17 protein-coding genes are annotated in these 19,159 nt (G+C 44.0%); 4 read left to right on the top strand and 13 right to left on the bottom strand.

Features of this window, described 5'->3' with window-relative positions; genetic code table 11:
- Nucleotides 1-5: 5 nt before the first annotated feature.
- From ligA to pcrB, 3 genes are read right to left on the bottom strand one after another with little or no spacing between them, the layout of a single operon-like run.
- Nucleotides 6-2,012 carry an NAD-dependent DNA ligase LigA gene (gene ligA / locus ACN6NB_RS03180; RefSeq protein WP_474253231.1) on the bottom strand — a complete coding sequence of 669 codons (2,007 nt, stop codon included), beginning with the start codon at nucleotides 2,010-2,012 and terminating at the stop codon, nucleotides 6-8.
- A 44-nt stretch (nucleotides 2,013-2,056) separates the two neighbouring features.
- On the bottom strand, nucleotides 2,057-4,279 hold the full coding sequence (gene pcrA / locus ACN6NB_RS03175) for a DNA helicase PcrA (RefSeq protein WP_047204234.1): 2,223 nt from the start codon (nucleotides 4,277-4,279) through the stop codon (nucleotides 2,057-2,059).
- A gap of 57 nt (nucleotides 4,280-4,336) precedes the next feature.
- Entirely contained in the window at nucleotides 4,337-5,029 is a 693-nt protein-coding gene (pcrB, locus tag ACN6NB_RS03170) for a heptaprenylglyceryl phosphate synthase (protein WP_047204235.1), read from the bottom strand.
- Nucleotides 5,030-5,303: 274 nt separating this feature from the next.
- Between pcrB and ACN6NB_RS03165 the strand changes: the two genes are divergently transcribed.
- Nucleotides 5,304-5,669 (top strand): DUF2283 domain-containing protein, encoded by a 366-nt coding sequence (locus tag ACN6NB_RS03165; protein ID WP_126681382.1) that lies wholly within the window; start codon nucleotides 5,304-5,306, stop codon nucleotides 5,667-5,669.
- Nucleotides 5,670-5,694: 25 nt separating this feature from the next.
- On the opposite strand, the gene ACN6NB_RS03160 is transcribed toward ACN6NB_RS03165, so the two are convergent.
- Complete coding sequence (locus ACN6NB_RS03160) at nucleotides 5,695-5,925, bottom strand: hypothetical protein (RefSeq protein ID WP_039176971.1); 231 nt, start codon at nucleotides 5,923-5,925, stop codon at nucleotides 5,695-5,697.
- Nucleotides 5,926-6,064: 139 nt separating this feature from the next.
- Here ACN6NB_RS03160 and ACN6NB_RS03155 point away from each other — a divergent pair, with 139 nt between their 5' ends.
- A complete protein-coding gene (locus tag ACN6NB_RS03155; RefSeq protein WP_058837840.1) occupies nucleotides 6,065-7,645 on the top strand; it encodes an FMN-binding glutamate synthase family protein in 1,581 nt (526 codons plus the stop codon).
- 241 nt (nucleotides 7,646-7,886) lie between these two features.
- Here the strand turns inward: ACN6NB_RS03155 and ACN6NB_RS03150 are convergent, their stop codons facing one another.
- Nucleotides 7,887-8,201 carry a YerC/YecD family TrpR-related protein gene (locus tag ACN6NB_RS03150; RefSeq protein ID WP_024424524.1) on the bottom strand — a complete coding sequence of 105 codons (315 nt, stop codon included), beginning with the start codon at nucleotides 8,199-8,201 and terminating at the stop codon, nucleotides 7,887-7,889.
- Between the two features lie 561 nt (nucleotides 8,202-8,762).
- On the bottom strand, nucleotides 8,763-10,505 hold the full coding sequence (locus ACN6NB_RS03145; RefSeq protein WP_041087099.1) for an adenine deaminase C-terminal domain-containing protein: 1,743 nt from the start codon (nucleotides 10,503-10,505) through the stop codon (nucleotides 8,763-8,765).
- A 125-nt stretch (nucleotides 10,506-10,630) separates the two neighbouring features.
- On the opposite strand from ACN6NB_RS03145, the gene ACN6NB_RS03140 reads away from it, so the two are divergent.
- The gene (locus ACN6NB_RS03140) at nucleotides 10,631-10,852 is read left to right on the top strand and encodes a YgaP family membrane protein (RefSeq protein WP_024426689.1); all 222 of its coding nucleotides are present in this window, start codon (nucleotides 10,631-10,633) and stop codon (nucleotides 10,850-10,852) included.
- 31 nt (nucleotides 10,853-10,883) lie between these two features.
- Here ACN6NB_RS03140 and ACN6NB_RS03135 read toward each other — a convergent pair whose 3' ends face one another.
- From ACN6NB_RS03135 to ACN6NB_RS03120, 4 genes are read right to left on the bottom strand one after another with little or no spacing between them, the layout of a single operon-like run.
- Nucleotides 10,884-12,149, bottom strand: a complete 1,266-nt coding sequence (locus ACN6NB_RS03135) for a peptidase (protein ID WP_144464302.1) — start codon at nucleotides 12,147-12,149, stop codon at nucleotides 10,884-10,886.
- Nucleotides 12,150-12,163: 14 nt separating this feature from the next.
- Nucleotides 12,164-12,829, bottom strand: coding sequence for a 3-oxoacid CoA-transferase subunit B (locus ACN6NB_RS03130; RefSeq protein WP_474253230.1), 666 nt, complete (start codon nucleotides 12,827-12,829; stop codon nucleotides 12,164-12,166).
- Entirely contained in the window at nucleotides 12,805-13,491 is a 687-nt protein-coding gene (locus ACN6NB_RS03125; RefSeq protein ID WP_058837843.1) for a CoA transferase subunit A, read from the bottom strand. Before ACN6NB_RS03125 ends, ACN6NB_RS03130 begins: the two co-directional genes overlap by 25 nt.
- Nucleotides 13,492-13,503: 12 nt before the next feature.
- On the bottom strand, nucleotides 13,504-14,868 hold the full coding sequence (locus ACN6NB_RS03120; protein ID WP_341040085.1) for an aspartate aminotransferase family protein: 1,365 nt from the start codon (nucleotides 14,866-14,868) through the stop codon (nucleotides 13,504-13,506).
- 191 nt (nucleotides 14,869-15,059) lie between these two features.
- Between ACN6NB_RS03120 and ACN6NB_RS03115 the strand changes: the two genes are divergently transcribed.
- A complete protein-coding gene (locus tag ACN6NB_RS03115) occupies nucleotides 15,060-16,718 on the top strand; it encodes a PucR family transcriptional regulator (protein WP_474253229.1) in 1,659 nt (552 codons plus the stop codon).
- Here ACN6NB_RS03115 and ablB read toward each other — a convergent pair.
- From ablB to purD, 3 genes are all read right to left on the bottom strand, one after another.
- Nucleotides 16,713-17,558 (bottom strand): putative beta-lysine N-acetyltransferase, encoded by an 846-nt coding sequence (gene ablB, locus ACN6NB_RS03110; RefSeq protein ID WP_126681388.1) that lies wholly within the window; start codon nucleotides 17,556-17,558, stop codon nucleotides 16,713-16,715. The genes ACN6NB_RS03115 and ablB overlap by 6 nt on opposite strands.
- 21 nt (nucleotides 17,559-17,579) lie before the next feature.
- A complete protein-coding gene (locus tag ACN6NB_RS03105) occupies nucleotides 17,580-17,771 on the bottom strand; it encodes a hypothetical protein (RefSeq protein ID WP_126681389.1) in 192 nt (63 codons plus the stop codon).
- Nucleotides 17,772-17,882: 111 nt separating this feature from the next.
- Nucleotides 17,883-19,157, bottom strand: a complete 1,275-nt coding sequence (gene purD, locus ACN6NB_RS03100) for a phosphoribosylamine--glycine ligase (protein WP_048240009.1) — start codon at nucleotides 19,155-19,157, stop codon at nucleotides 17,883-17,885.
- Nucleotides 19,158-19,159: the final 2 nt, after the last annotated feature.

The raw sequence follows: 19,159 nt of genomic DNA, 5'->3' as shown, positions 1-19,159 counted from the left end.
TCCTCTTATTTCTTTAGCTCCTCGAGCATTTTAGCTTCGTCCCAAATTTCAATATTGAGTTCTTCTGCCTTTGTCAGCTTACTTCCCGCTGCTTCTCCGGCAATGACTAGATCTGTTTTTTTACTCACACTGCCTGCCAGCTTTCCGCCTAATGCTTCGATCGCTGCTTTTGCATCGTTTCGAGCCATTTCTTCTAATTTTCCTGTCAGCACAATGGTTTTTCCTGCAAAGTAGGAATCACTTTCTTCTGCTTTTACCGGCTTTGGCCCTGTGTAGGTCATATTGACTCCGAGCTCTTTTAGTTCGTTCAGCAGATCGAGTATTTCTTCTTTCTCAAAGTACGTGACGACGGCATCAGCCATTTTTTCACCGATTTCGTCGACTTCAAGTAAGTGTTCTTTCGTCGCTTGCTTTAATTGATCGATGTTTTCGAAATGCATCGCCAAGGTCTTTGCCGCTTTTGAACCAATAAATCGAATACCGAGTCCAAATAGTAAACGCTCAAGAGAGTTTTCTTTCGATTGTTCAATTGAACGCAGTAAATTGTCGACAGATTTTTCGCCCATTCGTTCAAGCTGAATGAGCTCTTCTTTCGTTAATCGATAAAGGTCGGACACACGAGAAACGAGCTGTTCCTTGAAGAGCTGAGTAATGACCCGCTCGCCAAGTCCATCAATATTCATTGCATTACGAGAAACGAAGTGAATGAGCCCCTCACGTATTTGGGCAGGACATTCTGGGTTGATGCATCGCAAGGCCACTTCGCCTTCGATTCGCACCAGCTCACTATGACACTCTGGACATTCAGTTGGCATGTGAAACGGCTTTTCTTCGCCTGTACGCTGATCAACAAGGACACCTGCGACTTCAGGAATAATATCCCCGGCTTTTTTCACAATCACTTGATCAAAATAGCGAATATCCTTTTCTTTGATCAAATCTTCATTATGAAGAGATGCACGCTGCACTGTCGTCCCTGCGACTTTGACAGGCTCAAGAATCGCTGTTGGTGTAATCACGCCTGTACGTCCGACACTTAGTTCAATATCAAGTAGCTTCGTTACGACCTCTTCAGCCGGAAACTTATACGCAACCGCCCAGCGCGGGTTTTTTGCCGTGAAGCCGAGTTCTTCCTGCTGAGCGAGTGAATCGACTTTAATAACGATTCCATCGATTTCATATGAAAAATCGGCACGCTTTATTTTTAATGTTTCAATGAGGTCGATGACTTCTTCGATCGTTTGGCACATTCTTCTTTCTTTGTTTGTTTTAAAGCCAAGTTCGTCGAGAAAATCAAGTCCTGCACTTTGCGTTTCAACACCAATTTCATCAAGCTCCGCTATACTGTAGACGAATATATCAAGGTTTCGTTTCGCTGCAATTTTCGTATCAAGCTGACGAAGTGAACCTGCAGCCGCATTACGCGGGTTTGCAAACGGCTCTTCTTCGTTTTGTATTCTTTTTTCATTTAATGCTTCAAAAGAAGGTTTTGGCATAAATGCCTCGCCTCTCACTTCAATCGACAGAGGGCGTTTGATTTTAAGCGGGATGGAACGAATCGTTTTGAGATTTTCAGTAATATCCTCACCCGTTGTTCCATCGCCGCGCGTCGCTCCTCGGACAAACACGCCATTTTCATAACGGAGAGAAACAGCGAGTCCATCAATTTTCAGCTCGACATTGTATGCGATATCGTCACCGACTGCTTGACGAACCCGGCGGTCAAAATCAAGAAGGTCCTGTTCATTAAACGCATTCCCAAGGCTGAGCATTGGTGTGCCGTGACGCACTTTTTGAAAGGCGTCTAAAACAGCACCGCCCACTCTTTGTGAAGGAGAATCCGCTGCTTTTAAGTCAGGGTGCTCTTCCTCCAAAGAGATCAGCTCACGCATCCGCGCATCATATTCAGCGTCAGGAACACTTGGACGATCAAGTGTATGATATTCGTAGTTGTATTGATTCAAAATCTGGTGCAGTTCCTCGATCCGGCGTTTCGCTGCTTCTTTATCCATCTGCTTCTTCCTTTCAATTCATCCGTTTTGTCAGTCCTATCAGTTTATTGCTTCTCGATTGGTGCAAATGCTGCGAGAAGACGCTTAATGCCTGTAGGGCTTGGGAACGCAATATCAAGCTCTGTGCTGTCTCCGCTGCCTTTCACACTCACAACCGTACCAACGCCCCATTTTTTATGGGCCGCTTTATCGCCCACAGCCCAGCCAATACTGCCACCGCCTGTGTTTTGAATGGTTTGTGTTTGCGGACGTGAGACAGGTCCCCGTCTTTGCGGTCTTTCTCTTGTTTGGCCAAACGGTGTTTTTGTTTCTTTTTTCTCATTTAGGTTGTCCAATAAATCGGCTGGTATTTCTCGAATAAATCTTGATTCAAGGTTCATGTTCGTCCGGCCGAAAAGTGTTCTCATTTTCGCACTTGATAAATAAAGCTCTTCTTCAGCCCGTGTGATGCCTACATAAGCGAGGCGGCGCTCTTCTTCCATCTCTGCATCTTCCATTAATGAACGGCTGTGCGGGAAGACACCCTCCTCCATTCCCATTAAGAAAACAACAGGGAATTCCAAACCTTTTGCGGCGTGAAGTGTCATTAAGATGACAGCATCCTGATCTTCTTCTTCATTTTCATCCAGCTTATCAATATCTGCGACGAGGGCAAGATCTGTCAGGAAGGTCACAAGTGACTTGTCTTCATTTTGTTCTTCAAAGTTCTTCGTGACGGATAAAAACTCGTCAATATTTTCTAAGCGGCTTTGTGCTTCAATCGTTTTTTCAAGCTTAAGCGCTTCACGATAGCCTGTTTTCTCTAAAATTTCTTCTGTTAATTCTGTTACAGATAAATAATCCTGCATGTTCGTCATTTGATCAATGAGCTGTTTGAACTCATCAAGCGCATTGGCTGCTCGTGCACTCAGTCCAATGAAATCCACCTGACCAAGTGCTTCAAACATAGACAGATCATTCATCTCCGCATATGCTGCAATTTTATCAACAGATGTCGCACCGATTCCGCGCTTTGGTACGTTGACAATTCGTGCAAAACTAATATCGTCATCTGGGTTTGCCACTAGGCGTAAGTATGCCAAGATGTCCTTGATCTCTTTTCTGTCATAGAACTTCGTGCCGCCGACAATGTTGTATTGAATGTTGGCTTTCATTAACGTTTCCTCTATGACACGAGACTGGGCATTTGTGCGGTAAAGGATCGCAAAATCGGATAATTTACGCTTTCCGCTTTGATGAAGCTGACGAATCTTTCCTGCGACAAATTGTCCCTCACCGAATTCATTATCTGCACGGTAATAGGCTATCTTCGCGCCTTCATCATTTTCTGTCCAAAGATTTTTTGGCTTTCGGTTTGCATTGTTTTGAATCACCGTATTTGCAGCATGCAAAATGCGTTTCGTCGATCTGTAATTTTGCTCAAGCAGAATCACTTCACTGGATGGATAATCTTTTTCAAAGGAGAGAATGTTTGTAATATCCGCTCCGCGCCAGCGATAAATAGACTGATCCGAGTCACCGACAACACATATATTTTGAAAACGCTGCGCGAGCAGTTTCACAAGCATGTACTGCGCTCTGTTCGTATCTTGATACTCATCCACATGAATGTATTGGAATTTCCGCTGATAGTGCTCTAAAACTTCAGGGATGCGCTCAAATAGACGAATCGTCATCATAATTAAATCATCAAAGTCGAGTGATTGGTTTTTGAGCAAACGCTTTTGATAATCTGTATAGACATCGCTGACCACTTGATCATAGAAATCACCGGCTGTTTTGGCGTATTCCTCTGCGTCAATGAGTTCGTTTTTTGCACTGCTGATCGACCCTAAAATGCTGCGTGGATCGAACTTTTTAGGATCGATATTCCGTTCTTTTAAAATGTTTTTAATGACTGAAAGCTGGTCAGATGTGTCTAAAATAGAGAAATTGCGATTCACACCAATGCGGTCAATATCGCGTCTTAAAATACGGACACACATGCTGTGGAACGTAGAGATCCAGATGTCATCTGCGCCAGGCCCTAAAATAGCCTGGACACGTTCACGCATTTCACGTGCTGCTTTATTTGTAAATGTAATTGCTAAAATGTTCCATGGCGCCACATGCTTTTCTGCCATTAAGTAGGCAATTCGATGTGTGAGCACCCGTGTCTTCCCGCTTCCTGCTCCTGCCATCAACAGCAAAGGCCCGTCTGTTGCTTTGACCGCTTCCCTCTGCGCGTCATTCAGCCCTTCTAATAGATGATTCGATATTTCATTCATTCCATTCACCGCCAATTCGAACTTATGTTCTATTTTAACCCGTTTCATCTTATTTGACTATGATGACTTTTTGACTGCATCCACTGTCTTTAATGCTTCTTTGAAATTGTCATAAATGACGTTTCCTACAACCACGACGTCTGCATGCTGGGAGAAGTCTTTTGCCTGCTTAGCGTTCTCGATGCCGCCGCCATAAAAAAGAACTGTTTCATCAAGCACTGCTTTTGTTTCTTTGACAAGCTCTATGTCTCCAAGCGTTCCGCTGTATTCCAGATAAAAAATGGGCAGCTTCATCAAATGCTCTGCCACTCTTGCATATGCCCTGACGTCATCGATATCCAGCGCTGTATTTGCCTCTGTGAGCTTGGCCGCTTTACAATCTTCATTTAAGATGACATAGCCTTCAGGCACAATCTCTTCCATTGACATCAAATCACCGAATTCCTTCATCGCGTCCTTATGAAGCCCAACAATCCAGTCAGGATGAGAGCTGTTTAAAACGGTCGGGATGAAATACAGATCGAAGCCCGGCACAATCATCTCATGTGTTGAGATTTCGAGCACACAAGGAACTAGAAACCGGCGGACCTTTGACATCAATTGAAGCACATTGTCCTCTGTCACATTGTCACTGCCGCCAATCAATATGGCATCCGTCCCAGATTCGCAAATCGCTTCTAGCTGTTCATCGGAGATTTCTTTATTTGGATCGAGTTTAAAGACATGCTTCCACTCGGTAACATCATACATGAAAAACGTTCCTCCATTCGTTTCATTCCATTTAAATATTATAACAAAATCAGTGACCGCAAAAAATGGGTAACCTCCTTCAGCTAAAAGTTTCATTCTTTTGAAAATGAGCGATTGTGACTTTAGATAAAATGGCTGGAGAATAGATGAAAAAATCGACTTGGAGAGGAGCTGAAAGAGGTTGATATTTTGGCACTTTGTCACATGCTATTATACAATAAAGGAATATTTTACTATAGATATAAAAAAGATCTATTGAACAGAGGTGACTCTTTTGAAAAGAACAATTACATATGAACAAAGTATAGATATCGGATACATCTATATCACCCCGCAATCGGAGCGTTTGAAAATCAAAGAAACCATTGAATTAGATGTCAATGAATGTATCAATGTAGATATCGATAAAGAGGACCGAGTGGCTGGATTGGAGTTATTTGCAGAAGAATCCGAAGTGCTGCGGAACGCTCCGGTTTATGAGGATCATCTTTCTTTACGTTTGACGGATCAGGAAGTTCTCTCAACCTATCATCTGTCAGGCGTTGAATTCCAATTCTCGACACCTGATCAAAAAAGGCTGATCGGTTTTACCATTGTCGATCCTCTTCGATATAACATCACAAGAAAAAAACCGTTTTGATCTTTCAAAACGGTTTTTTTTCAAACTATTGTCTCGCTTCATTAAAATAATGGACGGATGTCATGGCCCCTTCGTCGACCATCTTGTTGTCTTGGATATCTAATGGATCTGGGTGGCCGGCTTTTTCAGGAACCTTTTCATCTGACCGGAACATGCTTGCCCATTTTTTCAGATGCTGTTTATTTTTTACCGCTAATAACACAGCTCCTCCAACCCCTAATCCTGCAAGTACATACGCATTTGGACGCTTATTCATGTATGTTCCCTCCCCTTATGATCTTATTTGTAAGTTACCCCGCCTTTTCATTTCTAAACGTCACAATATGTTGATGTGGTTTCTCTTTTTATGAAAAGTGGAATAACAACAGCAATGAAAGAGAAAAGAGGGGATCTTCATGACCACAACCTTAATGATCATCGGCACATTGCTAATCATTTTTTTGATCATCCCAATCATTCTATTGATCTGGATTTGGATGAGGGATGAAAAACAAGAAGAACATTCAGTTCTGCGAAATTATCCGGTCATTGGAAAGCTGCGGTTTATCTTCGAAAAAATAGGACCTGAGCTTCGCCAATATCTGTTTCTGAATGACCGAGAGGAGCTGCCCTTCTCAAGAAGAGAATACGAGCAGGCGGTCATGTCAGGAAAGTACAAAAGCCGGACGATGGGCTTTGGATCAAAACGTGATTTTGACAAGCCAGGCTATTACATTCGAAACGTCCTGTTTCCAAAGCAGCGAGATGAACTACGAATCGATCAATCTGAAAAAATCAAAACGAAAGTGTATCAAATTGATCAAGACAATTTACTGCGAAGAAGTGAACATTTCAAAGAAGTCGAAGCAAATCCTTATTTTCTCCATCAAGAGGATGTACAAGTCATTGGCGAACACACATGTCAAAAGCCTTTCCATGTGAAAGGACTGATCGGTCAATCCGCTATGAGCTACGGCTCCTTAGGCGACAGGGCCATTACCGCTCTATCCTCAGGATTAAAAATGGCCGGCGGTACGTGGATGAACACAGGTGAAGGCGGGCTTTCTCCTTATCACCTCAAAGGCGGCGCAGATATCATTTGTCAGATTGGGCCCGGTTTATTTGGCGTTAGAACAGAGGATGGCGCATTTTCCTTTGAAGAATTCAAGAAAAAAAGCGAGCACGAGGAAGTCAAAGCCTTTGAACTCAAGCTGGCACAAGGAGCAAAAACACGCGGCGGTCATATTGACGGCGAAAAAGTAACGGAAGAAATTGCGAATATCCGTAAATTACCGCCTCACCAATCCATTGACAGCCCAAACCGCTTTGAGATGTTCCACTCCATTCCTGACATGTTTGATTTCATTGAGGAGCTGCGGAGTATAGGCGGAAAGCCAGTTGGAATCAAACTTGTTGTCGGACATAAAGAAAATATTGAAGAGCTTGCCAGCTATATGAAAACAAGCGGGAAACACCCTGATTTCATTACAGTTGATGGCGGAGAAGGCGGTACAGGGGCATCCTTTCATGAATTGGCGGATTCCGCAGGGCTGCCAATTTTCACGGCACTCCCTATGGTTCATCAAATTTTGAAAGAATACGGTGTCAGAGATCAGGTGAAGCTCTTTGCTTCTGGCAAGCTTCTCTCGCCTGATAAAATTGCGATTGCCCTTTCAATGGGAGCTGACTTTGTGAATATTGCTAGAGGTCTCATGTTTTCAGTCGGATGCATTCGCGCCCAAGTCTGCCACACGAATAAATGCCCAGTCGGGGTCGCCACAACTGATCCAAAGCTGCAAAAGGGTTTATCGATTGAAGAAAAAAAATACCGAGTGTGCAATTATATCCTGTCTCTTAGAGAAGGTTTATTTAACTTATCCGCAGCTGCGGGAATAGAATCGCCTATTCATTTTAATGAAAAACATATTATTTTTAGACAAGAGAATGGCGAGACAAGCGAAGTGCCGATGTTCTCAGGCACACAGCCATCTGTCTAGCTTGAAAAGGTGCGGAAACGCGCCTTTTTTTATTGACATTTTCGTATAAAGTTAGCAAACAGTAGAGTTTAAGAAAATCATCTCAAACGAAGATAGCATCTCCTATGAGGGAGAAAGATGATTTATGGGCGAGCTAAATTAAAAAAACAGGGACAATTTATCAGTCCCTGCCCGCTTTTCATAAAAAAACTGCAAACAAGTCCATTTTTCGTGAAAAGGATTGTTTACAGTGAAAGCTGCTTTATTTTGTTTCGTTATTTTCCTGCTGTTCGGCTACGCGGTCAAGTGCCATCGTATAGGCATCGTTGCCGTAGTTTAAGCAGCGTTTGACACGTGAGATGGTTGCAGTGCTTGCACCTGTTTCCGTCTCAATTTTATGATACGTGTTCCCCTCGCGAAGCATACGTGCTACTTCAAGACGCTGTGATAAAGATTGAATTTCATTGATGGTACACAAATCATCAAAGAATCGATAACATTCTTCCAGGTCTTTAAGGGATAAGATGGAGTTGAATAACTGATCTAAGCTTTTGCCCCTTAATTTATCAATTTGCATCTTAATACATCTTCTCCTTTACTATTGCCACACCGCTTCGCACGATCTTCTTCTAAGAAAGCGGTATCTTTCCTGACTAATTTTTTTAAAACCTCAGCAATGAGCTTTGAACAGATCATGACAGGTTTGGTTCTACGCTGAAAATGCCGTCAGGTTCTTTCGTAAGCCGAAGCTTCTTTATCGTAAACAAATTCGACAAGTTCTGTCATTTTCCTTGTATGACAATCTGACAAACTTGTTTGCTTCCTGTATAAAGATGACTTCTGCTTGGTTAGGTCTTCTGCCCTAATATATAGACTTTGCGGAAAGCTCAGCGAGACCCACAAATATGCGCCCCGCCTTGCTCGATCATTCAAAATATGTTGGCCGGTCAGCGTAACCGACAGAATCATTTTACAATTAGAGTACTTCATTCGTCATGTCAAAGCCCTCTGCTTTGTCAACAGCTCCACATAAGATCATGATCACTTACATGGCAGTGAAGAGAACCATAGCTCACTTCTGCCCTATAACAGCAGTCAGAAATGCGGCAAAGATGATACAGCTCCACTCTGTTATATTTTAACGCATTATAGACGGAAAGAGTACAGTTTTTTTCATGACATCAAATATTCCTCTTGGTGTCACTCGAATATACGGCAAATGTGTACTTTGGAAAAAGACAAGTGTATCAATTGGGCAGTCAAATGGATAGCCGCGCTCAATGAGCAGCTCGCGTAATGTTTGTTCCTGCTGAAGAACAGTCTCAAATGGTTCAGCCGATGCACAGCCTGATAATTGCAGCGGGATTTCATGCAGTATTTTCCCGTTCTCTGTGAGGACGATTCCCCCGCCAATTTCTTTCATCCGCTTATGTGCCAGCATCATATCGTCTTTATTTTTCCCGATTACTAAAATGTCACCCGTGAGCGAAAATGAGCTGACAAAGCCTTGCACTTTGTTTGCGAATCCTTTTAGCATCGTATTCACACGCCACTCGCCTTTTCGGTCAATCAGGCTAAAGAAGCTTTGATCATGATCACATGACAGCTGGTTGATTGAGTTATCAATTTCCACTGTATAAGGCTCCATGATGACGGCATTTCTCATCTTCACACCTAGCGGCATAGAGAATTGCAAATCACTCATCGTCAGATCATACCCCAAATCTAATGGAAGAAGCCCGCCATTTTCCCATTTTGTTTCTTGGAATTGATGCTGGTTCTCGCCATCTAATTTGAGGATAACCCCTTTAGATATGACCGTTTCAGGATTTGGGTTCATTGGATCATCTAAAATATTCAAAGAAGCCAGCCGTCCAGGACCGACAACGCCTAATAAGTCATCAATTTGATGGTATTTTGCAATGTTAAATGTCGCCATATTATACGCATCAATGATCGGCACGCCTTCTTCAAGGGCAATCGAAATCAAGCGGTTAATCATGCCTTCCTCATAAAAGTGAGGAGCAGCACCATCTGTTGTATAGAAAAAGTGGTCATAGTGTCTAAAATCACGCTCATGCAATTCTCTTAAAATATTCACTAAATCTGGGCGGATGGAAGAATGCCGCAATGAAACATGATAGCCAAGGGACAAGCGTTTTAACACATCGTCCGCATTCATCGCTTCATGATCACTGTCCGCGCCAAACAGCTTCATTTTTGTTAGCGTTTTCTCAGAAGCTCCGGGGAAATGCCCTTCAATTCGTTTTCTCTGCTTCTTCGTTTCTTGCATGCAATATAAAATGAGATCATCACCGTCCATCAATCTTGGCCAGCTTGTTAATTCGCCGCCTTGAAGGACGTCAGGATGATCAATCCATTCCTTCCGGTAGTTGACTGGCAGCATCTCATCTTCATATCTGACTTCCGTTTGAAGATCGTATCTGGACCACCAGAAATACTGAAATGGCTGCTTTTTTAATTCACATAGAGTGGAAAGCGCTTTCTTTTCATTGCTTTGCAAAAGAAGAAATAAGTTATCGCTGACCATTGTTGTTGTGCCAAATTGAGACACATATTCTGCAAGTGATTGGGGATTATAAATATGGAACGGGTGCGCGTGAGGCTCTATATACCCAGGCACAATGTATTTCCCTTCACAATCAATCACACGTTTAGCTGATTTATTTTGAGGAAGCTCTGCTCCGACATAAACAATTCGATCATCATGTATCCAAATATTTGCCTTCACCCATTGCTTCAAAAACGGGTTAAGCACGAGTCCATTCGTTAAAAGGAGTGTTGGAACTATTTTTGAGTCGACTACATCGATTTGTGTGCGGATGTCATTATTTCTCCAATTAAAAGTACGTTCGGACATTCACATACTCTCCTTCATTTGTATTAGCCCTATCGTAACATAACGAACCACGTTACGCATTAATGAAACGTTACAATTTCTTGAAATCACACTTAAAATAATTTAAAAAAGGAGATTCACCTTCAATGAAACCTAATCTCGGCTTAATGGAAGCGCTCATTAGAATTGCCTGCGGAATGACAATATGTACTGTAGCTGGATCCTTATATGCTAGAAAACCATGGAGTAAAATGCTTCTTTTTAGCATCATGTTTGGCGGTATGAAACTAGGATCTGGCATTCTTCGTTTTTGTCCAGTGACATATATGTGTGAGCAGCAGGACACACATAAAGAGAAGGCTGAGTAAGGCAGCCTTCTTTTTTGTGATCATTTTCATCTCATTCCGCTGCTTCACACCATTCGACCATTGTCCCTGCAATAATTTCTGCTGCTTCTATCACATGCTCAATGTCGATAGATTCATTCGGAAAATGGGCGAGCTCTGTTGTTCCAGGTCCAAACACGATAATGGGAATACCTGCTGCCTGTGACAGTAATCCGCCGTCAGTTCCCCAAGGGGCGGCTTCGATCTTCGGCGGCTGCTTCATGACCGCTTCATATTGTTCCTTCAATAAACCTAAAAGCGGATGATCCGTATCGATTGAACCCGGAAGCCATCTTGCACCAAACCATTCGACCTCAACAGGATGCTCTTGGAACCATTCATCTTTTTCTCCGAGTTCTGCCATCCAATTTTCTAGTTCCTTCTCTGCCTGTTCTACCGTTTCACCCGGCATCACCCCGAGCCTGCCTTCCATTGTGACAAGGTCTGCTACAGAGGATGGCCAATCACCGCCTTGAATTTTCCCGATATTGATCGGAATCGGAATTGGGATATGCTGAAACAGCGGCTCCGTGATTCGCTGATTTCTTTCTTCTTCTAGTGCTGCTATATGTGAAAGGACAATCGTACTCTTTTCAATAGCAGAAACGCCGTGATATCTTGTTCCTCCATGAGCAGCCCTTCCTTTAATATGCAGTCTGAACCATTTAGATCCTTGCTGAATCGGAAAGATTTTCATATGACTTGGCTCTGGAATGATGGCTGCATCTGCTGTATATCCTCTCTGTATGGCTGCAAGGGTGCCTGCACCGCCGCTCTCTTCTTCAACAACACTATGAAACACGACATCTCCCTTCAGCGGAATCTGAAGTGCATGCAGTGCCTCAAGTGCAAAGAGTAAAGAAACGTTTCCACCTTTCATATCTGTTGCCCCGCGTCCATAAAGTCTCCCGTTTATGATATGCCCGCTGTAGGGCGGATATGTCCATTGTTTGTGATCTCCTGCTGGGACAACATCCACATGCCCATTTAATAAAATAGATTTGCCGCCGCCTTTTCCTTTCAATCGTCCGGCGACATTAGGACTTCCTTTAAAAGAACGCCTCGGGGAATAAAAATACGGATGGTTCAGCAAGTCATCTCCGCCAATGTCCCATACGTCAACATCAAAGCCAATGGCAGAAAGTTTATTTGCTACGATTTGCTGTACTTCTTGCTCATTTCCTTGTGTGCTGTCACATTGCACCATTTGCTGAAGAAGCGTTACGGCTTCCTCCTTATGCTCTTTCATCCAGTTTCTGATACGTGTGGTTGGCTGCAAGTCAGTCATCCTTTCTACACAACAGATTTGACATCAGGCGCTAAAATGAGCGGCGCCTCTGTCGCCCTCATGACATCTTCCGGCTGAAACGGCGGCATGACTTCACGCAAAATGAGCAGCTGTGATTTGACCTCAATGACTGCCATATCTGTAATAATCAGATCCACACAAGACTTAGCTGTTAAAGGTAGCGTGCAGGCGGCTTTTATCTTAGATTGTCCGTGTTTATCAAGGTGGCTCATCACGACCACTACCTTTTTCGCTTTTTGCGCGAGTTCAATCGCTCCGCCCATACCCGGTACTCGTTTACCCGGTACAATCCAATTCGCAAGATCCCCCTGACTGCTGACTTCAAGTGCACCTAAAATCGTCATGTCCAGCATCCCTTTGCGAATGATGCCAAAAGCGGTTGTGCTGTCCATATATGAGCCGCCTTTTGTTAATGTAATAGGGAAACCTCCGGCATTGCACAAATTCGGATCTTCATCCCCTCGTGCTGGTGAAGCGCCTGCTCCCATAATGCCGTTTTCTGCATGCAGCCACACCTCGTAATGTGGTGGGATGTATTCAGCTGCAAGGGTTGGGATGCCGATCCCAAGATTGACGATCATCCCATCTTCAATTTCCTGTGCCGCACGTTTGGCTATGCGGTGTCTTAAATCGATGTCTCCCATGCCCATGTCCAGTTCACTCCTTTTGATTGCACGATCTGGTTCACAAATACGCCTGGCGTCACAATTTCCTCTGGATGAAGCCTGCCCACAGGCACAATCTCTTCTACTTCTGCAATGGTCCAGTCTCCTGCCATCGCCACAATCGGGTTGGTATTCCGAGCACTTTTATCAAAAATCAGGTTCCCTGCTTCATCTGCTTTGAGGGCATTCACAATCGCAATATCCGCAGTCAGCGCAGGCTCAAGAATATACTGCTTTCCACCTAGCGGAACCAATTGTTTCTCATCAAGATTGAGGCTATCCATGCCGACATCTGTCACAATGCCCGCTAAACCCATTCCGCCTGCCCGAATCTTTTCCGCTAGGATGCCCTGCGGGTAAAAAAGAACGTCTAGTGTACCCGCCTGCATTTTCTGCCCGGCAATTGGATTAGAGCCAATATGTGAAGCAATGATTTTCTTCACCCTTCCTTCTGTGATCAGCCTGCCAACACCGATTTGCGGGAAGCCTGCATCGTTTCCGATCAATGTCAGGTCTTTGATATTGGCTTCTAGGATGGCATCGATCAATGATGGCGGTGACCCCACACCGCCAAACCCGCCAAACATGATGGTCATCCCGTCCTTAAAATGTGTGATCACTTCATCAAGACTCGCTGTTTTGTTCATCCTCTTTCCTCCCTACATCGCAGATGGGAAAAACCCTCGATTGATGACTTCTTGTTCAACTTGCGTCATTGTCTGCCCGAATAAATGAATGAGTTCATCCATCTCCTGCTGCGCGATGGAAAGCGGCGGTGCGATCATGATTGCTGCACCTCCTACGCCATCCTCTCCAGCGCTTGCTGGGTAAACAAGCAAACCATTCTGTTTGGCCGTCTCCACAACTAAATGTGTCATTTGAGCATGGGCAGGAAATGGTGTTTTCGATAATCGGTCTGCGACAAACTCAATGCCAATAAGCAGTCCCTTTCCTCTCACATCTCCTATGATGGAATGGTTTGTTTGCAAATCCTTTAAAGCATTCATTAAATATCGGCCAGACAGATCAGCTCGTTCTGGAAGCTGGTGTTTTTTCATATATCGAATGACAGCCAGTGAGACGGCTGCTGAAAGCGGATTGCCGCTATATGTGTGGCCTGCCATCACAGAGCCCGAACCGCTGAGAATTGGTGCAATCACATGATCCGCTGAGACAGCTGCCGCAATCGGTGAATAGCCGGCACTCATGCCTTTTCCAAGCACCATAATGTCTGGGACGACGCCCCAATGTTCCATAGCAAACATTTTCCCAGTTCGTCCAAAGCCTGTCATGACTTCATCTGCAATCATTAAAATATCGTTTTCCTCACAGACACGCTTCATTGCCTCAAAATATCCATCTGGCGGTACAAGTGCCGCGCCCGCTGCTCCAACAATCGGCTCTGCAATAAAAGCCGCAATCCTCTCTTTTCCTATACGCTGAATGACGGTTTTAAATTCCTGGACATACCATTCGACCTGTTTGCTTTCTTCCTTTGGCAGCCATGAACGGTAGCTGTATGGCGGAGACAGCACCGGGTGTTTTTCGAGCAGTGGTTCAAAGCGCTCTCTCCTTGCAATATGTCCTGACATCGACAGCGCACCAAGTGTGATGCCGTGATAACTCATCCATCTTGAGATGATGTGATTCTTTTCAGCCTTTCCCCGCTCCTGCCAATGCTGAATGGCAATTTTCATGGCGGTTTCTGTAGCCTCTGATCCGCTTCCGACAAAAAAAGACCAGTTCAGGTTCCCTGGGCAGAGCGTACTCAATTCATAGGCAAGTTCTTCCGCTGGTTCATTTGTGAATTGTGATCTGTACGTAAAGCTCACCTTTTCCGCTTGCTCTGTCATGGCATCAATGATGTCTCTTATGCCATGTCCAATACTTGCCGTGACAGCACCAGATGAGCCGTCTAAATATTTTTTCCCGTCCCGATCATATAAATAAATCCCCTCTCCTTTCACAGCCACAGGATAATGCTGATTCAACATTGGTTTGATTAAGTAATCCCGGGTCTCCACTTTGTCATTCCTCCCTCTCTCGTCAGCAGCTGCATCTTTCTTTTTTCATGAATCGCAAGAAAATTTTGTATACTTGTTATAAGATTAGCTTAATCAAGAGGGCAGTCATCCTCCATTCGCCACATGCCCGAATTTCACACGTATTTTTTATACATCGTGTATAAGAGTGTTCAAAAGGAGGTCATGAGTCTATGGCGATTCTCGTCAAAGATGCACTCTCGCTCGATATCATGAAGGAAACAAAGCTGCTTGCTGGAGAAAATGGACTGGATCGCCTCATTCAGTGGGTGACCATCGTGGAAATTATCGAAGATACTTCAAGGCTTTCAGAAGGAGAGCTGCTTGTCACAACCGGCTTTGGGCTTGCAGACAATAGGGAAAGGCGCGCCCGGCTTGAAGAACTGATTCAATCTGATCGTCTATCCGCCATTGCCATTTATAAAGGCGTGTACTTAACGGAAATTCCTGCATCACTGATTGAAGCTGCCAAAAACAGCGGCATTCCACTCATCGAGATTCCTTCACATGTCAACTTCTCAGACATTACAAAAGCCGTTCTAGAGCAAATCGTCAGCAGCCAGCTCCACCAGCTTAAATATTCTTCAGCCATTCACCAAAGACTGACTCATTTAAATGTCAGCAATAAAAATGTCACACAAATTACAGATGAGCTGGCACATCTCACTTCGGCAAACATTGTTGTGCTTGATGTTTTTTTACATCAAACAGCAGCTCATCTCATCAAAGATGAAGTGACGTACTCTCCTGCTTTTGGCTTTCTGACAGATCGTGAACCAATTGAAACGACACCTCTTCTCAAGCAGGCTGAGGAGAAAGGACGGCTCGTTTATGACACATGCGGTGCGTTTGTCCTTGCTGCATGTCCGGTGATTGCGATGGGTGATATTTTCGGGTTTATTGTATCTTTGAAGAGAAAGGATGCGTGGCATCATCTCGACGCGATTGCCATCGAGCATGCCGGAGCCGTGTATGCGATTGAATGGCTGAAGCAAAAAGCCATTCAAGATACAGAAAACCAAATGCAAGGTCATTTGTTAGATGATATTTTGCAGCAGCAATATACAGAAGAAAGCTATGTCATCGAACAAGCAACTAAGCTGCAATATGATATGAGCGATGAGCAGGTGGTCATCTACTTTCAATTTCAGCATCAGCACACACAGCTCGATCACCAAATGATGCAGCGCCTATCTCAATTGCTCACGTCGATATTTGAACGCAGACATATTCCTTTTTTACTTAAGACAAGGCTCGATTCCATTTTTGTTCTTACCCCCGCAGGAAAAAAAGCGTTTCAAGAAACGGAGTGGTATCGCGCAGCAGAAGAGTGCCGGAGCACTTGGTCTTATTTTTTTCCCGTCCATCCGATCGTGATTGGCATTGGGAGAGCCTATGACCAGATCGGTCTCTTTGCAAAAAGCGCGAAAGAAGCGCAGTATGCAGCAAGGCTTCTTCCGCTTTTAAAGACAGACGAATGCATCATTCATTATCAGAAGCTTGGCTTATACGGGATGCTTCTTGAAATGAATGAAGCGGGGATGAATTTGCATGACTTTTACGTGGAGCTGTTAAGTCCTTTGCTTTATACGAAAAAACAGGGAGCAGACCTGATCCATACACTCGAAGTGTATTTGGCCCACAATGAAAATATTCAAAAATCTGCGGGAGAATTGTTTATTCACAGACATACATTAAGCTACCGGCTGAAACAAATTGAAACGAGAACAGGCTGCAGCCTCAAATCCACGGATGATCGGATGAAGCTGCAGCTCAGTATCATGGCGTACCGCCTATCTGGTCTGCTTGATCAGATGAGAACCATTTCATGATTCATTCGGCGTTTTGACCCATAGATTCATATCTTCAATTTTGTCAAAAATATAGCAGTTGTTTTGAAAACGGCCGGTATACGTATACCCGAGCTGATAAAACACTTGATTCATTCCATAGGACAGTGCACGTGCAAGAGAATAAAAGACATAAATGTGCATGGATTGAAGTTCCTTTTCGAGTGCTAGAATCAAATGATGCATGAATCCTAGTTTTCTATATGATGGAAGGGTTGCACAATCTGTTAATTCCGCATGACCATACGGCGCATTGATTTCAGCAGATGCTGCACTCACAATATGCCCGTCATGTTCAACGGCATAAAAAACCGTCCCTTCCTCCATCACCTTTTGGATGTAATCTGGCTCATTCATTGGCGTAGGATACGTTTCAAAAACGGTATCATAGAGCTTTGCCAGCTTGTGAATATCCTGCGTATCCGCTTTCCTCATCACATACTCATCCTGCCACGTGCCTTGATCTTTTTTGAGAGGCTTTTCTTGAATAGACGCAACAATTTCATCTTCCTTCAGCCAATACGGGCTGTTCATTCGACTCTCCGTCAGAAAGAGCGACATGCCGTACGCATCACTTCCAAGAAAATAATGAGAAAACACACCTTCAAGCCGAAAGCCTTTTTCTAAAAAAAGACGCATATGCTCACGCCTGACTTTCACAATGACCTTAGAAGCCTTACAGTCCGCCGCTTCCTGAAGAACCGACTGAATCACATCCCGCACCCTGCCGCTATAGTCATCCAAACGGATTCGCTCATTAAATGAATCAATACAGATCGAGGCAGAAAAACGCTCGTTCGCAAGTTCCTTCAATTGCACCATATACTCATCCTCTCTTATAAATCAGCTAAAAAAAATCCAAATGGAACATGAAACAATGACGATACCAGAAAAAATCGACATGATCATATACCTAATGGCTGAGCCTTTTTTGGCTTTGTTTTGCTTTCTCGCTTCATACATGATGAGATTTGAGAACAGTATAAATAAAATAAGTAGAACGATGGCAAATAGAATGATTCCTTGAATGACCATGCTGCCTCCTCATAAATTCGTCATCCCATATTACTTCTTCATATTCGAGCATCATCCCTTCTCATGAACAAAAAACACCTTTCCATCTCGTCAGATAGAAAGGTGTTTTGATTAAACGTTTTTCCCCGCAGCCTTCAGCGCACGGGCACCAATGTCACGGCGATAAAATAGACCTGGCTGTATGATTTCTTCAACCGCTTCATACACTCTTGATCTTGCCGCTTCAAATGTGTCGTCAAATGCGGTTACATTCGCTACACGGCCGCCATTCGTGACGAATTGATTGTTTTCTTTTTTTGTTCCTGCGTGGAAGGTCACGACATCAGAGACAGTCGTTTGCAAGGTACCGATTGGTGTGCCTTTTGCATAGTCTTCTGGGTATCCTTCTGATGCAAGAACCACACTGACAGCCGCAGTGTCTTTCCACTGTAAGTCCACATCTTTTCCATCAAGAATATCGAGAAATACTTGAACTAGATCTGATTGTAGACGAGGGAGAACCACTTGCGTTTCAGGGTCGCCAAAGCGTGCATTGAATTCAATCACCTTTGAGCCTTCTGGTGTCAGCATTAAGCCTGCATATAAAATGCCTGTAAATGGACGCCCTTCCTGCACCATTGCGCGAGCTGCCGGTTTGACGACGTCCTCCACCGCTTTCTGAACCACTTCATCTGAAATCTGCGGAACTGGTGAATAAGCGCCCATTCCGCCTGTATTCGGCCCTTTGTCATCTTCAAAGGCCCGTTTGTGATCCTGCGCAATCACCATCGGGTACACCTTTTCTCCGTTGACAAAGGCCATGAGTGAAAATTCCTCGCCTGTTAAAAATTCTTCGATAACAACAGATGCACTGGCATCGCCAAACTTTTCATCCTCTAAGAAATCATGCAGACAGTCGATCGCCTCTTCAAGCGTCATCGCGACTGTCACACCTTTTCCTGCGGCGAGACCGTCTGCTTTAATCACAATCGGCGCACCCTTTTCTTCCACATATGCCTTCGCTTCTTCAAACGATGTGAAGGTAGCATAAGCGGCTGTTGGGATATCATAATTTTTCATTAAGTCTTTTGCAAATTCCTTTGAGCCTTCAATGACCGCAGCTTTTGCATTCGGTCCAAATACTTTTAGACCTGCTTCTTCAAATGCATCAACGACACCTGCGATTAAAGGAACCTCTGGACCGACAATGGTTAAGCCGATTTCGTTTTCTTTTGCAAAACGAATTAATGCCTCATGATCGCCTTCGTCGATTGGTACAAGCTTCGCAGCATCTGTCATTCCATCATTGCCGGGTGCGACAAATACTTGGCTGACAAGTTCACTTTGATTCACTTTCCATGCGATGGTATGCTCTCTTCCGCCTCTGCCGATAATTAGTACGTTCACTC

The organism is Bacillus sp. 11B20 (genome assembly GCF_056098985.1).
This window is presented reverse-complemented; position numbering and strand designations above follow the sequence as displayed.